13 protein-coding genes are annotated in these 14,129 nt (G+C 68.8%); 6 read left to right on the forward strand and 7 right to left on the reverse strand.

Annotation, left to right across the window (positions count from 1 at the left end):
* The first annotated feature begins 1 nt into the window (after position 1).
* Positions 2 to 925: an alpha/beta fold hydrolase gene (locus LMA02_RS25155; RefSeq protein WP_228907955.1), complete on the forward strand. Its 924-nt coding sequence runs from the start codon at positions 2 to 4 to the stop codon at positions 923 to 925.
* Here LMA02_RS25155 and LMA02_RS25160 read toward each other — a convergent pair.
* Positions 886 to 1,440, reverse strand: a complete 555-nt coding sequence (locus LMA02_RS25160) for a putative glycolipid-binding domain-containing protein (RefSeq protein ID WP_228907956.1) — start codon at positions 1,438 to 1,440, stop codon at positions 886 to 888. The two genes, LMA02_RS25155 and LMA02_RS25160, sit on opposite strands and share 40 nt — an antisense overlap.
* 203 nt (positions 1,441 to 1,643) lie before the next feature.
* Between LMA02_RS25160 and LMA02_RS25165 the strand changes: the two genes are divergently transcribed.
* The 5 genes from LMA02_RS25165 (at position 1,644) to LMA02_RS25185 (ending at position 8,854) form a co-directional block, all read left to right on the forward strand.
* On the forward strand, positions 1,644 to 2,534 hold the full coding sequence (locus LMA02_RS25165; RefSeq protein WP_228907957.1) for an urea transporter: 891 nt from the start codon (positions 1,644 to 1,646) through the stop codon (positions 2,532 to 2,534).
* Positions 2,509 to 3,285, forward strand: coding sequence for a class II aldolase/adducin family protein (locus LMA02_RS25170; RefSeq protein ID WP_228907958.1), 777 nt, complete (start codon positions 2,509 to 2,511; stop codon positions 3,283 to 3,285). Before LMA02_RS25165 ends, LMA02_RS25170 begins: the two co-directional genes overlap by 26 nt.
* A gap of 60 nt (positions 3,286 to 3,345) precedes the next feature.
* Complete coding sequence (locus tag LMA02_RS25175; RefSeq protein WP_011659070.1) at positions 3,346 to 3,534, forward strand: 4-oxalocrotonate tautomerase; 189 nt, start codon at positions 3,346 to 3,348, stop codon at positions 3,532 to 3,534.
* A gap of 106 nt (positions 3,535 to 3,640) precedes the next feature.
* On the forward strand, positions 3,641 to 3,862 hold the full coding sequence (locus tag LMA02_RS25180; protein WP_006751258.1) for a hypothetical protein: 222 nt from the start codon (positions 3,641 to 3,643) through the stop codon (positions 3,860 to 3,862).
* A gap of 150 nt (positions 3,863 to 4,012) precedes the next feature.
* Positions 4,013 to 8,854, forward strand: coding sequence for an NAD-glutamate dehydrogenase (locus LMA02_RS25185; RefSeq protein ID WP_228907959.1), 4,842 nt, complete (start codon positions 4,013 to 4,015; stop codon positions 8,852 to 8,854).
* A gap of 15 nt (positions 8,855 to 8,869) precedes the next feature.
* Here LMA02_RS25185 and LMA02_RS25190 read toward each other — a convergent pair whose 3' ends face one another.
* From LMA02_RS25190 to LMA02_RS25215, 6 genes are all read right to left on the reverse strand, one after another.
* Entirely contained in the window at positions 8,870 to 9,748 is an 879-nt protein-coding gene (locus tag LMA02_RS25190) for a class I SAM-dependent methyltransferase (protein ID WP_228907960.1), read from the reverse strand.
* A gap of 10 nt (positions 9,749 to 9,758) precedes the next feature.
* The gene (locus tag LMA02_RS25195) at positions 9,759 to 10,118 is read right to left on the reverse strand and encodes a VOC family protein (RefSeq protein ID WP_228907961.1); all 360 of its coding nucleotides are present in this window, start codon (positions 10,116 to 10,118) and stop codon (positions 9,759 to 9,761) included.
* 1 nt (position 10,119) lies between these two features.
* The gene (locus tag LMA02_RS25200; protein WP_105831255.1) at positions 10,120 to 10,296 is read right to left on the reverse strand and encodes a ribbon-helix-helix domain-containing protein; all 177 of its coding nucleotides are present in this window, start codon (positions 10,294 to 10,296) and stop codon (positions 10,120 to 10,122) included.
* A 106-nt stretch (positions 10,297 to 10,402) separates the two neighbouring features.
* Positions 10,403 to 11,236 carry an arylamine N-acetyltransferase family protein gene (locus tag LMA02_RS25205; protein WP_228907962.1) on the reverse strand — a complete coding sequence of 278 codons (834 nt, stop codon included), beginning with the start codon at positions 11,234 to 11,236 and terminating at the stop codon, positions 10,403 to 10,405.
* 122 nt (positions 11,237 to 11,358) lie between these two features.
* Positions 11,359 to 12,051 (reverse strand): hypothetical protein, encoded by a 693-nt coding sequence (locus tag LMA02_RS25210; RefSeq protein WP_228907963.1) that lies wholly within the window; start codon positions 12,049 to 12,051, stop codon positions 11,359 to 11,361.
* Positions 12,052 to 12,298: 247 nt separating this feature from the next.
* Entirely contained in the window at positions 12,299 to 13,783 is a 1,485-nt protein-coding gene (locus LMA02_RS25215) for an amidase (protein ID WP_228907964.1), read from the reverse strand.
* Positions 13,784 to 14,129 lie beyond the last annotated feature (346 nt).

Consider the following 14,129-nt stretch of genomic DNA (forward strand, 5'->3'; position numbering starts at 1 on the left):
CATGGCGCGCGCGCACGAGATGCTGACCGTCCACTCCGGCGACGTGAAACTCGCCGTGTATGTCAGCGGCCCGCGGCGCGCGCCGCCGCTGATCCTCGTGCACGGCTATCCCGATTCGGCGGCCGTGTGGGCACCGGTGCGCGCGCGGCTCGCGAAGCGCTACCGCGTGATCGCCTACGACGTGCGCGGCGCCGGTGCGTCCGATGCGCCGCGCCGCCGCACCGATTACGCGCTCGCGCGGCTCGCGGAGGACCTGAAGGCCGTCGCCGACGCGACCTGCGGCAACCGGCCGTTTCATCTCGTCGGTCACGACTGGGGGTCGATCCAGTGCTGGGAGGCCGTGACCGATCCCGCGTTCCGCGGCCGGATCGCGTCGTACACGTCGATCTCCGGGCCGTGCCTCGACCACGTGTTCCGCGCGAAGTTGCGGCTCAAGCAGAGCCTGAAGTCGTGGTACATCGCGTTCTTCCACCTGCCGGTCGTACCGTCGCTGGTGTGGCGGCTCGGCGGCGCCGCACTGTGGCCGCGCTGGTTGCAGTTGACCGAGCGTGTGCGGCCCGAGCGCGATCCCGCGCAGTTGAAGAACGCGCTGAACGGATTGCAGCTTTACCGCGCGAATTTTCTCGCACGGGCGAGACGGCCGCGCGAGCGGTATGCGCAGGCGCCGGTCCAGATTCTCGTGCCGGTGCGCGACCGCTACGTGACGCCCGAGATGTCGGTCGATCTCGAGCGCTGGCTCGGCGAGCATGTGCGCGAGGAAATCGACGGCGCGCACTGGATCGTGGTGCGCGACCCGGAGCTGATCGCGGTGCGGATCGACCGGTTTGCCGCGGCACATGAAAGACGGGCGCCAGCGGCGGCACCCGCGACGGCGAGCGCAGCGCTTCAGCGCAACGCCGGCAGGCGCTTGAACAGCGTTTCGTAGTCGATCACGAGCCCGTCGGCATCGATGTCCATCTCCGCCGTGAAATTCCGGAAGATCCCTTCGTAGCGGTAGCGCCGGCCGGGCTCGATGCAGGCGTAGGCCTGCTTGACCGGCGCGACGGTCAGATCCGGCGTCGAGATGTACGCGACGTCGATCGGCCGCCGCTCGCCGCGCGCGAGACGGAGGCGGCCGATCGGCAGCGAATTCGTGAACGGCGTCGCCGCGATGTCGATGTCGACGCAGCCATCCAGTTCCGGCAGCGCGCGGCCCGAACCGTCGCGCCAATGCCCGGCGCCGTCGCCATGCAATTCGAGCGTGCCGCCGCCCATCACCCGCAGCACCGCATACCTGACCCGCCACCGCGGATCGCACTCGACCCGGTACGCAAGCCCGTACGCGCGGCCGTACCGCTGGCCGACCACGGCGCTTTCGACGACGATGCCGGTTTCAACACGGTCGAACGTCAGGTGTTCGATGCCGTCGCCCTCGAGCGACGCCCAGCGCACTTCTCGCATCGTTCCTCCGAAAACGGTAACGAGGATCCAAATTTACTACCAGAGCGAACAAATCTCGCGAAAACGCTAACAGGCGTTCCGAATCCGTACGCTCTCCGCCCCAATTCGGGGCACCCGCCTCAAATCCCGAGTATCCAGAATTCCCTATTCCGGTGCACGCGATAGTGTCCTATGCTCGCGGCTCGTCCTGCTCCACCGCCGCCATGCCTACCGCCCGCCCTGCCTCGCCGTCGATCGACCTGCGCATTCTGCTGCGCAGCATCGGACAGATCGTGCTGCAGGCGAATGCATTCACCGGCGCGATGCTGGTCGCCGCACTCGCGCTGACCGACCTGCGGCTCGCGTGCGCGGCGCTGGTCGGCGCGGCCGCCGCGAACGTGACCGCGGTGCTGACCGGCGCGGAACGCCGCGCCGTCGAACAGGGTCTGCACGGCTTCAACGGCGCGCTCGCCGCGCTGGTGGCAGTCCTCTTTGCGCCCGCCCCGCTGGCGCTCGTGCTCACACCGCTCGCCGCGATCGGCGCCGCGCTCGTGCAGCGCGCAATGCGCACCCCGCTCGCGAAATGGCGCCAATGCTCGTATTCGAGTCCGTGCCTGGCGGCCACCGCGCTGTGGCTGCCGTTTGTCGCGGTGCAGCATGCGAGCGGTGGCGCGACGGATGCGGCGCCGACGCTTTCCTCGGTCGCCGCCGCGCTGCTGTCAGGCGTCGCGCAAACCGCCTTCGCACAAGGCGCGTGGGCCGGTATGCTGATCGTTGCAGGCATCGCGGTCGCATCCCGCCGCGCGGCCGCGTTCGCACTCGGCGGCGCGATCGTGTCGACCGTGCTGCTGGTCGCACTCGGCGCAGGCGATACCGGATTCACCGACGGCCTGCTCGGCTTCAACGGCGCGCTCGCCGCGCTTGCGCTGATGTCGCGCGGCACGCGCGCGGCGCTCGCGGCGGCCGCACTGGCCGCGCTGATCCAGTGGCTCGCGATGCACGCGGGCGTCCCGGCGCTCACGGCTCCGTTCGCGCTCGCGTCGTGGCTCACGGTGGCCGTCGCGCGCCGCTTTACCCTCGGAGAACCCGATGTCGTCATTCGCACACCGTCCTGACGCCGTGAAGCCCGGCGGCCCGATCTCGGACGCCGAGCGCCGGCTGCGCGTCGATCTCGCCGCCGCGTATCGCCTCGTCGCGCTGAACGGCTGGGACGACCTGATCTATACGCATCTGTCCGCGACGGTGCCGGGCGAGCCCGGCCATTTCCTGATCAATCCGTTCGGCCTCACGTTCGACGAAGTCCGTGCATCGAATCTTGTGAAGATCGACCTGGCCGGCAATCGGATCGGCGACAGCGAGCACGCGGTCAACGTGACGGGCTTCGCACTTCATGCGGCCGTCCATGCCGCGCGGCCGGACGCCGTGTGCGTGATGCATCTGCACAATACGGCCGGCATCGCCGTGTCGATCCAGCGCGACGGGCTGCTGCCGGCATCGCAGCACGCGCTGCGGTTTCACGGCGACCTCGCGTATCACGACTACGAGGCGCTCGCCTTCTCGCCGGCCGAAGGCGCGCGGCTGACCGCCAGTCTCGGCGCGAAATCCGCGATGCTGCTGCGCAACCACGGCACGCTGACGGTCGGCCGGACCGTCGCCGAAGCGTATGTGCTGATGGATACGCTGATCAAGGCGTGCGACATCCAGGTGCGCGCGCAGGCAGGCGGCGGGCCGCTCGTGCTGCCCGAGCCGGCCGTCGCCGCCCGCACCGCCGAGCAACTGCGCGACGGCGGCGCGATCGAGGGCAAACTGGAATGGCCGGCGCTGCTGCGCCGCCTCGACCGGATCGATCCGTCATATCGCGACTGACGCCGCCGGCGTCCCGACGAACACGAACCGATTCCCCCCAACCCATCGGAGCATTCAATCATGCCGACTTTCAATATCCAGTTGTTCGAAGGCCGCACGGTCGAGCAGAAACGCGCATTCGTCGAAGCGATCACGCGCGCCACGTGCGAGACGCTCGGCTGCGACCCGGGCTCGGTCGACATCATCCTCGCCGACGTGAAGAAGGAGAACTGGGCGACGGCCGGGAAGCTGTGGAGCGACGAGCTCTGATACCGGCCCGTTCAGCGTCGCCGGAACCTCCCGGGCGATACGCGCTCGAACCGCGGGTGACACCCGCACGAACGCGCCACACGCCACGGCGCGAGAAGGAGACCGCATGATCGACGACAAACGTATCGCCACCGCACTGAACGACATGATCCTGTCGATGGGCGCGCAACTGGATCAATCGCTGCGGCAGGTCAACGAGACCTGTCCGCCCCATGAATTCGTCGCCTATCGCGAATTCGTGTCGCAAGTACTGACCACGATGCTGCTCGACTTCATGAACCCGCTCTACGCGCGGCACCCCGAGCTGAAGCCGCCCGACCTCGCGTGACCCTCCCGCGCAGCGCCGCACACGCGCGCTGCGTGCGGCCCTTCCTTCCCTGCTCCTCGTTGTGCGCCCGCACATCGCCCCGTCACGCAATCGGCGCATAATGCCGAACACACACGCAGCAGCCAATGGCCAGCCCATCAGGAGACCGCCATGGAAGCGAAGAACGAAGAAGTCGTCGCACACCTGCTCTCGGATGTCGTCGAATTCGCGCGCGGGCGCCTGCCCGAAGCCACGTTCCGGATCGTCGAACCGTTCCTGCGTCATTACTACGACTTCGTCGACGCCGACGATCTGCAGGATCGCAGCATCGCCGACCTGTACGGCGCCGCGATGGCGCACTGGCAGACCGCCCAGAAATTCGTGCCCGGCAGCGAGCGGCTGCGCGTGTACAACCCGATCCTCGAGCAGCACGGCTGGCACTCGGACCACACGGTGATCGAGATCGTCAATGACGACATGCCGTTCCTCGTCGACTCGGTGACGATGGCGGTGAACCGCCTCGGGCTCGCGCTGCACTCCGCGCTGCACCCGGTGTTCCGCATCTGGCGCGGCAGCAACGGCGGGATCGAGCGTGTCGACGCCGGCGGCGCGACGGCCGCCGACGGCCAGTCGCAGCTCGCCTCGTTCATCCATTTCGAAATCGACCGCTGCGGCGACGCCGCGTTGCTCGACACGCTGCGCGACGACATCGCGCGCGTGCTCGGCGACGTGCGCGCCTCGGTCGAGGACTGGCCGAAGATCGTCGACATCGCGCGCGCGACGATCAAGGACATGAAAGCCCGCGAATCCACCGCGGAAGACATCGAGGCGCGCGCCTTCCTCGAATGGATGGCCGCCGACCACTTCACGTTCCTCGGCCAGCGCGACTACTCGCTGGTATCGGACGCGTCGGGCTTCGGGCTGCGCGGCGTCGAGGGCTCCGGCTTCGGCCTGCTGCGCGAATCGCTGCGGCCGTCCGGCGCGCCGGACGTGACGCCGCTGCCGCCGGCCGCCGCCGAGATCATCACCGGCCCCTGGCCGATCTTCCTGACCAAGGCGAACTCGCGCGCGACCGTGCACCGGCCCGGCTACCTCGACTACGTCGGCGTGAAACTGGTCGGCGCCGACGGCAAGGTGATCGGCGAGCGCCGCTTCATCGGGCTCTACACGTCGACCGCGTACATGGTGTCGAGCGCCGAGATCCCGATCGTGCGCCGCAAGTGCGCGAACATCGTGCGGCGCGCGGGCTTCCTGCCGAAAGGGCATCTCGGCAAGTCGCTGGTGACGGTGCTCGAAACCTATCCGCGCGACGAACTATTCCAGGCCGACGAAGACCAGCTCTACGACATCGCGCTCGGCATCCTGCGGCTGCAGGAACACCAGCGCACGCGCCTGTTCGTGCGGCGCGACCGCTTCGACCGCTTCGTGTCGTGCCTCGCGTTCGTGCCGCGCGACAAGTACAACACCGACCTGCGCCGCCGCATCGCGAAGCTGCTCGTCGACGCATACAACGGCGTGAACGTCGAATTCACGCCGCTGCTGTCGGAATCGGCGATCGCGCGGATTCATTTCGTCGTCCATGCCGAACCGGGCACGATGCCCGACGTCGACACGCGCGAGCTCGAAGCGCGGCTCGTGCAGGTCGCGCGCCGCTGGCAGGACGATCTCGCGGACGCGCTGCTCGACGCGTTCGGCGAAGAGCAAGGCAACCGGCTGCTGCAGCACTATGCGGAATCGTTCCCGGCCGGCTATCGCGACGACTACCCGGCGCGCACGGCCGTGCGCGACATCGAGCTGATCGAGCGCGTGAAGGAGTCGGGCCAGCTCGCGATGAACCTGTACCGCCCGATCGAGGCCGGCCCGCGCGCGTTCCGCTTCAAGGTGTATCGCGCGGGCGACCCGATCGCGCTGTCGCGCAGCCTGCCGATGCTGGAACATCTGGGCGTGCGCGTCGACGAGGAGCGGCCGTACCGGATCCAGACGCAGGATGCCGCACCTGCGTGGGTGCACGATTTCGGCCTTGAACTCGTCGATGACACCGAGTTCGACATCGAGCGCGTGAAGGGCCTGTTCGAAGATGCGTTCGACCGGATCTGGAGCGGCCGGATCGAGAACGACGACTTCAATCGCCTGGTGTTGCGCGCCCACCTGAGCGCCCGCGAGGTCACGATCCTGCGTGCGTATGCGAAATACCTGCGGCAGGTCGGCTCGACGTTCAGCGACGCGTACATCGAGCGCGCGCTGACCGGCAACCCGGCGATCGCACGGCAGCTCGTCGAGCTGTTCGTGCTGCGCTTCGACCCGGCCACCGGCGGCACGCGCGACGTGCAGGCCGAACACCTGCTGAAGGCCATCGAGACGGCGCTCGACCAGGTGCCGAACCTCGACGAGGACCGGATCCTGCGCCAGTTCCTCGGCGTGATCAACGCGACCGAGCGCACCAACTATTTCCTGCTCGACACGAGCGGCGAATCGAAGCCGTACCTGTCGTTCAAGTTCAATCCGGCGAAGGTGCCCGGCCTGCCCGAGCCGAAGCCGATGTTCGAGATCTGGGTGTATTCGCCGCGCGTCGAGGGCGTGCACCTGCGCGGCGGGCGCGTCGCGCGCGGCGGGCTGCGCTGGTCCGACCGCCGCGAGGATTTCCGCACCGAGGTGCTCGGGCTGATGAAGGCGCAGATGGTGAAGAACGTCGTGATCGTGCCGGTCGGCTCGAAAGGCGGCTTCGTCGTGAAGAACCCGCCGCCGCCGAGCGATCGCGAAGCGTGGATGCGCGAAGGCATCGCGTGCTATCAGACGTTCCTGCGCGGCCTGCTCGACCTGACCGACAATCTCGCCGGCAACACGATCGTGCCGCCGCCCGACGTGGTGCGGCACGATCCCGACGATCCGTATCTCGTCGTCGCCGCCGACAAGGGCACGGCCACCTTCTCCGACTACGCGAACGCGATCTCGCACGAATACGGCTTCTGGCTCGACGATGCGTTCGCGTCCGGCGGCTCGGTCGGCTACGACCACAAGAAGATGGCGATCACCGCGCGCGGCGCGTGGGAATCGGTGAAGCGGCATTTCCGCGAGATGGGCGTCGATACGCAGACGACCGACTTCACCGTGGTCGGCGTCGGCGACATGTCGGGCGACGTGTTCGGCAACGGGATGCTGCTGTCGCCGCATATCCGGCTCGTCGCGGCCTTCGATCACCGGCACGTGTTCCTCGATCCGAACCCCGACCCGGCGACGAGCTTCGCGGAGCGCGAGCGGATGTTCGCGCTCGAACGCTCGAGCTGGGCCGACTACGACACCTCCGTGATCTCGCAGGGCGGCGGCGTGTACGCGCGCACCGCGAAGACGATCCCGCTGTCGCCGGCCGTGCAGGCCGCGCTCGGCATCGACGCGCAGGCGCTGCCGCCGACCGAGCTGATCCGCGCGATCCTGCAGGCGCCGGTCGACCTGCTGTACAACGGCGGCATCGGCACCTACGTGAAGGCCGCGCACGAAACCCACCAGCAGGTCGGCGATCGTGCGAACGACGCGGTGCGCGTGAACGGCGCGGACCTGCGCTGCAAGGTCGTCGGCGAAGGCGGCAACCTCGGCTGCACGCAGTTCGGCCGCATCGAGTTCGCGCAGCGCGGCGGGCGCATCAACACCGACGCGATCGACAACTCGGCGGGCGTCGATTGTTCGGATCACGAAGTCAACATCAAGATCCTGCTCGGCCTCGTCGTCACCGACGGCGAGATGACCGAGAAGCAGCGCAACACGCTGCTCGCGGAAATGACCGACGAAGTCGGGCTGCTGGTGCTGCGCGACAACTACTACCAGACCCAGGCGCTGTCGATCGCGGGCCGCTACAGCGTCGAGCTGCTCGACGCCGAGGCGCGCCTGATGCGCTGGCTCGAACGCGCGGGCCGCCTGAACCGCGTGATCGAGTTCCTGCCGACCGACGACGAGATCGCCGAACGGCAAACCGCGAAACAGGGGCTGACGTCGCCGGAGCGCGCGGTGCTGCTCGCCTACAGCAAGATGTGGTTGTACGACGCGCTGCTCGAATCCGACGTACCGGAGGATCCGCTCGTCGCCGCGATGCTCGTCGACTATTTCCCGACGCCGCTGCAACAGCGCTTCAGCGAACCGATGCAGCGCCACCCGCTGCGGCGAGAGATTCTCGCGACGCACCTGACCAACGCGCTCGTCAACCGCGTCGGTTGCGCGTTCGTGCACCGGCTGATGGAGGAAACCGACGCGAAGCCGGGCGACATCGTGCGCGCCTGCATCATGGCGCGCGACGTGTTCGATCTCGATGCGGTGTGGCGCGATATCGACGCGCTCGACAACCGCGTCGCCGACGACGTGCAGGCGCGCATGTTCGTCGACGTCGCCCGGCTGCTGGAGCGCGCGGCGCTGTGGTTCCTGCGACACCTGCAGTCGGGCGCGGTCGCCGACGGCGGCGTCGCCAGCTTGATCGCGCGCTGCCGCGACGCGGTGCAGCGCCTCGCGCCGCAATTGCCGGCGCTGCTGCCGACGAGCGATCTCGAAGCATTGTCGGAGCGGCAGCGCGTACTGGTGGACGCCGGCGTCGACAGCGCACTCGCCGGCCGCGTCGCGAACGGCGACATCTCGGCCGCGCTGCTCGACATCGCCGAAGTGGCCGCGACCTGCGATCGCAGCCTCGAGCTGGTCGCGGGCGTGTACTTCTCGCTCGGCACGCTGCTGAACTACCGGTGGATCGGCGAACGCGCGGCCACGCTGCCGGCTCCGACGCACTGGGACATGCTGGCGCGCGCGGCCGCGCTCGCGGAAATCGCGCGGCTCAAGCGCACGCTTGCCACCAGCGCGCTGGCGGAATCGGCCGACTCGACGGCGCCGGAGACGATCGTCCACGCGTGGCGCGAACGCCGCGAAGCCGCGCTGGAGCGCTACGAACATCTGCTCGCCGACCTGCGCGCGTCGGGTGGCGCGAGCCTCGCGGTGCTGCTCGTGATCGTGCGCGAGATGGCCGTGCTGGAACGCGCGTGACGGCTGACCGCGGCGTTACACCGTCGCGACCAGCAACTCTTCCGCGTTGTTCGGCGGACGCAGGCCGTCGGTACGATCGGCGAAGTAGCGGCGCGTGAGCGCCGCGGCCGACACATGCTCGGCCCGCGCAAAGCCGGCCTGCGTCGCGAGCGCGCGGATTTCCGCCGGCATGAAGAAGCTGATGAACGGCGTGCCGCTCTCGCGCGCGCCCTTCGCGGCCATTTCGAGCCCGGGGCGCACGTCCGGATCCGCATGCTCGAGCGGCAAGAGGAAAGTCATCGCGAACGTCGAACCCGGCGCGAGCGACGCGACTTCGCGTAGCGCCGCCGCGTTCGCGTCGCGCGTCAGGTACATGCTGACGCCGGTGGATACCACCACCGCCGGTTTGCCCGCATCGAAGCCCGCGCCAACGAGCGCGTCGCGCCACGACTGCTTCGCCTCGAAATCGACCGGCACGAACCGCAGCCAGTCCGGCACGCCGAAGCCGAGCTCGGCCAGGCGGCGGCGCTTCCACGCCTGCGGCGCGGGCGGATCGACTTCGAAGACGGTCAAGCGCGACGCCATCTCGGGCCGGCGCTGCACGAAGCTGTCGAGTCCCGCGCCGAGGATCACGTACTGGCTCACACCCAGCGCGGCCTGCGCGACGACGAGATCCTCGATGAAGCGCGCGCGCGCGACGATCGATGCGCGAAACGGCCGCGTGAACTGCGGATCCATGTCGCCGCGCTGCTGCCAGCCGGGCGCCGGTGCAAGCAGGCGCAGGCCGACTTCATCGGCGAGCACGTGCGGCGGCGCATCGAGTTCGACGTGCAGCGCGCGCCACAGCGCGACGCGGGCGGCGGTGCTGTCGGGGGCGTCCTGATGGTTCTGATGGTCCTGATGGAGGTCGCTCATCGCCGCGGCCTCACTCACCCGACCCGCCCGGCGTGCCCGGCGCCTGCAGGCGCCACACGCGGCCGTCGGGGTCTCGCACGGTCATGTCCCGCGTGCCCCAGTGCGTATCCTCGAACGGCGTGACCACGTCGACGATCGGCTGCGGCCGGACCGACTGTTCGTCGGGCACCGTCAGCACGACCTGCATGTCCGGCGTCTCGCTCGTCGGCACTTCGGCGATGAACAGATACGGGCCGTCGCCGCGCCTCAGCTGGCCCGACGCATGATCGGTTTCGAATTCCAGCGTGAAGCCCAGCGCCTGGAAGAACTTCGCCGACTTGCCCCAGTTGTGCGTCGTCAGGTACACGGCTTCGATTCGCCCGGATGACATGTCACTCCTCCTTGGTGGACGGCCCGGCTCCCGGTGGCGGAGCGGCCAGATACGCGCGCAATGCGTCGGCCACCAGCGCGGACAGCGACTGCTCCGTTTCGATGGCGCGATGCTTGACCTGCCGGATCAGGCTCAGCGGCAGGTACACGTTGAACTGCTTCACTTCTTCGTCGCTCATGATTACTAGTATGCTAGCAAAATAGCAAAAGTCAAACACGGAATGGAATCGGCGGCGTGGCGTGCGGCGGACGCCGACGCCGGCCATGCCGCCGCTCGCCACGCGCTCACATCATGTTGGCCCGCGCCGCCACCCGCGCGAACATCGCGTCGAGATCGAAGCCGGTCGTGTCGATGCCGATCGTGTCGCGCAGGCACGCGCCCCACGCCGCCGCGTCGTCGAACGTGACGGTGCGCCCCGCGCCCGCCGCGTCGCGCAGCGTCAACACGGTGTTGAACAGCGCCGCGCGGCCGTCAGGCAGTACGCGGCACGCGATCAGGTCGTTCACGAAGATCGATTCGGGATACGTCGACGTGAACCAGTTCGCGGCGTCGTAATCGATCCACTCGGCCCGCTTCAGCGAGAAGCGATAGGTCGTCTGCCAGCCGTCGGGAATCTCGAACTGCATGTCGAATTCGCCGTCGACCGGCGCGCCGACCACGCGAAACGCGCCGTGCGGCGTCAGTTGCCGCGCGTCCGGCACGAAGCGCAGCGGCGCAGTCAGCGTCGCGCTGCCGAAGCCGATGTCCGCGAGCCACGTCGCGCCGTCGAGATCGATGCGCAGCAGCATGTGCGTCTGCGCGGTGACGACCTCGGGCGGCCGCATCCAGCGCACGCGCGCGATCAACGGCGTCACGCGGAAACCGATGTGCGTGAGCGCGGTGTAGAACAACTTGTTGAGTTCGAAGCAGTAGCCGCCGCGGCGGTGCCCGATCACCTTGTCGACGATCGCCGGCAGGTCGAGCGCGACACGCGCGCCGGTCAGCGGATTGAGGTTTTCGAAGGGGATCGCCTGCGGGTGCAGCAGATGCAGCCGGCGCAGCACGTCAAGCGTCGGCTCGGCCGGGCCGTCGTAGCCGATGCGGGCGAAATAGCGCGGGAGGTCGAACGAGTCAGTCATGAACCGGCACCGGGAACGGGGAACACGCCACGATAGCATCGAGCGTAATCCCCATGTTGCGCGGGGCCTTCCCGGCGCGCCGCGCGCGGCTGCCTGCACCGCAGCGCGCGGCGCCGATAACGTTACGGCAGCAGCTTCAGCGCGGACGACGCAACCGCCGGCACCGAGATGCCCTGGCTCGTCGCGAACTGCACGGCCTGGCTGAGCGTCGACGTGAGCGACTGCAACTGGCCCGGCGCGCTTTGCGCGATATACGACGCTGCCTGCATGTTCTGCGGATTCAGGCCCGCCTGCAGCAGCGATGCGGCGCTGGTCGAACCGAGACTGCCGAGCCCCGACTGCAGCTGCGAGTACTGCGTGAGGCCCTGGCCGAGCGATGCAAGGCCGTTGCTGAACGCCTGCTTGTCGACCTGGCCATGCGTCGCACCGCCGCTCGCGAACGCCTGGCCGAGCGCCTGCGACACCGACTGCTGCGCGCCGCCCATCTGCGACAGCGCGGCCGGCGTCAATGCGTTGCCGCCGCCGAGCAGGCCGGCGGCCTGCTGCGCCTGCCCGGCCGCGCCGGTGAGCCCCATCGCCGACGCGAGCGACGACTGGCCGGCCAGCACCTGCTGGTTCGCGCCGACGTACGCCTGCAGCAACTGCGCGACGCCGCCCTGCGACGGTGCGGCCTGCTGCTGCCCGCCGCCGAGCAGCGACGATCCGATCGATTGCAGGTCGAGTTGCGCATGCGCGCTGCCGTTGAGGCCCAGCAGGATGCCGAATGCGATGCCTGCCGATGCCAGGTGCTTGCCCGTCGCGCGAATGTGCTTCATCTGTTTCCCTCGTGCCCGAATTATTGAGGCAGATATTGTCGAAGCGCGTCGCGCGCCGCCGCAACGACTGAAACACATCGAAACGAAATCGCGCACCGCGGCCGCTTGCAATTCCGCCGCCGTCCGGGCTCGCCGCGCGCATTCGTCCGCATTTGCCGCGCGATCTCGAGCGCGCATCAGGATTCGTTCCTTGCCCGCATCAATATCGCTGGTTGCGGGCCGCCCGGGATCGCGGCCGCCGCGTGCGTCAGGCAGCCATCCAGGCCGGCAGCCGTCGGCCGACCCAGTCGGCCGCCTGCTCGTAGCCGCGCGCGAGCTGCAGCACCGCGAGATCCGCGCGCGGCCGGCCGATCAGCTGCATCCCCATCGGCAGCCCCGCGTCGTTGAAGCCGACCGGCACGCTGATCACCGGGCAGCCGGCCAGCGTCCACGGCACGACCGTTTCCATCCAGCGGTGGTAGGTATCCATCGCGCGGCCCGCGATTTCCTTCGGCCAGCGCTGCTCGACGTCGAACGGGAACACCTGCGCGGTCGGCGCCGCGATGAAGTCGTAGCGATCGAAGAAACTCAGCACGGCCTGATGCCACGCGGTGCGCTCGATGCTCGCGTCGAACACCTCGGCAGCCTGCATCGCGAGCAGCCCTTCGACCTCGTAGATTGCCTCGGGCTTGAGCAGCGCACGGCGTGCCGGGTCGCGATAGTGCGCGAGCAGCCCGCCGCCGGACGGCAGATGCCGATGCGCGAGCCACAGACGCCAGATCCGGTCGGGCGCGAACGCCGGCAGCGCCGCATCGACGTCGCAGCCGATCTCGCGCAGCGTCGCGAGCCCCTTTTCGCACTGCGCGAGCACGCCCGGCTCGGTCGCGAGATAACCGTTCCAGTCGCCGACCCACGCGATGCGCTCACCGCGCAGGTCCTTGTCGAGCGACTTCGTGAACACGACGGGGTCTTCCGCGAGCGACAGCGGATCGTTCGGGTCGTAGCCGGCCTGGATCGACAGCAGGTGCGCGACGTCGCCGACCGTGCGGCCCATCGGCCCTTCGATGCCGAGCTGCTGCATGAACACGTCGACGGCCGGCCAGCGCGGCACGCGGCCCTGCGACGGACGCAAGCCGTAGATGTTGCAGAACGCGGCCGGATTGCGCAGCGAGCCGCCGAAGTCGCTGCCGTCCGCGATCGGCAGCATGCGCGCGGCGAGCGCCGCCGCGGTGCCGCCGCTGCTGCCGCCCGCGCTCTTCGTCAGGTCGTACGGATTGCGCGTCGCGCCGTGGACCTCGTTGAACGTGTGCGAGCCGAGACCGAACTCCGGCGTGTTGGTCTTGCCGATGAAGATCGCACCCGCCGCGCGCATCCGCCCGACACCGACCGAGTCGGCCTGCGGCACGTGATCGCGGAAGATCGGCGAGCCGTAGGTCGTCCGCAACCCTTTCGTCATCGCGAGATCCTTCGGCGCCTGCGGCATCCCGTGCAGCCAGCCGTGATATTCGCCGCGGGCGAGCGCCGCGTCCTTTTCCGCGGCTTCGGCGAGCAGCGTGGCGCGATCGCGCAGCGAGACCAGCGCGTTCACCGCACCGTTCACGCGCTCGATGTGATCGAGATACGCACGCATCGTCTCGACGCAGGAGACCGCCTTGCTGCGGATCGCCGATGCGAGCTCGCCGGCCGACAGGCGCACGATCGGGTCGACGGTGATGGAAGCGGGGGCGAGAAGCTGCGGGGTGCCGTGCGGCATGCGAGGTCTCCTGGAATCGGAACAGAATGGCGGGCCGCGGGTGGCCGCACTCCGTCCCGAGCGGCCGGCAATGGGCCTGGAATGGGCGGGAGGGGCCGCGCCGCGACCGATGCTCTACTCTACGCGACGCCCGATGGCCGACCTTCGATATTTTCCGCCGCGATTCATTGAAGATCCGACTAAATCGGCGCGCCGCCCGGGAGGACCGGAGTGGCCGACCGGCTGATGAAAACGTTTATGCGCATAAACTTAAATTTCTTATATTTCTAATAGGCGCGACACAACGCGACGGCCGGCGTTGACGGCATTTTTACGCGGCCGCCCGATCTCTTTAGATCGAGCGATC

It is taken from the genome of Burkholderia sp. B21-005 (genome assembly GCF_020843965.1).
In the GTDB taxonomy this organism is placed as follows: domain Bacteria; phylum Pseudomonadota; class Gammaproteobacteria; order Burkholderiales; family Burkholderiaceae; genus Burkholderia; species Burkholderia ambifaria.

Coding starts and splice junctions, on each gene's coding strand:
- LMA02_RS25180 (WP_006751258.1), top strand. CDS start 3,641: ATGATCGACGACAAACGTATCGCCACCGCACTGAACGACATGATCCTG.
- LMA02_RS25185 (WP_228907959.1), top strand. CDS start 4,013: ATGGAAGCGAAGAACGAAGAAGTCGTCGCACACCTGCTCTCGGATGTC.
- LMA02_RS25175 (WP_011659070.1), top strand. CDS start 3,346: ATGCCGACTTTCAATATCCAGTTGTTCGAAGGCCGCACGGTCGAGCAG.
- LMA02_RS25170 (WP_228907958.1), top strand. CDS start 2,509: ATGTCGTCATTCGCACACCGTCCTGACGCCGTGAAGCCCGGCGGCCCG.
- LMA02_RS25205 (WP_228907962.1), bottom strand. CDS start 11,236: ATGACTGACTCGTTCGACCTCCCGCGCTATTTCGCCCGCATCGGCTAC.
- LMA02_RS25215 (WP_228907964.1), bottom strand. CDS start 13,783: ATGCCGCACGGCACCCCGCAGCTTCTCGCCCCCGCTTCCATCACCGTC.
- LMA02_RS25190 (WP_228907960.1), bottom strand. CDS start 9,748: ATGAGCGACCTCCATCAGGACCATCAGAACCATCAGGACGCCCCCGAC.
- LMA02_RS25200 (WP_105831255.1), bottom strand. CDS start 10,296: ATGAGCGACGAAGAAGTGAAGCAGTTCAACGTGTACCTGCCGCTGAGC.
- LMA02_RS25160 (WP_228907956.1), bottom strand. CDS start 1,440: ATGCGAGAAGTGCGCTGGGCGTCGCTCGAGGGCGACGGCATCGAACAC.
- LMA02_RS25210 (WP_228907963.1), bottom strand. CDS start 12,051: ATGAAGCACATTCGCGCGACGGGCAAGCACCTGGCATCGGCAGGCATC.
- LMA02_RS25195 (WP_228907961.1), bottom strand. CDS start 10,118: ATGTCATCCGGGCGAATCGAAGCCGTGTACCTGACGACGCACAACTGG.
- LMA02_RS25165 (WP_228907957.1), top strand. CDS start 1,644: ATGCCTACCGCCCGCCCTGCCTCGCCGTCGATCGACCTGCGCATTCTG.
- LMA02_RS25155 (WP_228907955.1), top strand. CDS start 2: ATGGCGCGCGCGCACGAGATGCTGACCGTCCACTCCGGCGACGTGAAA.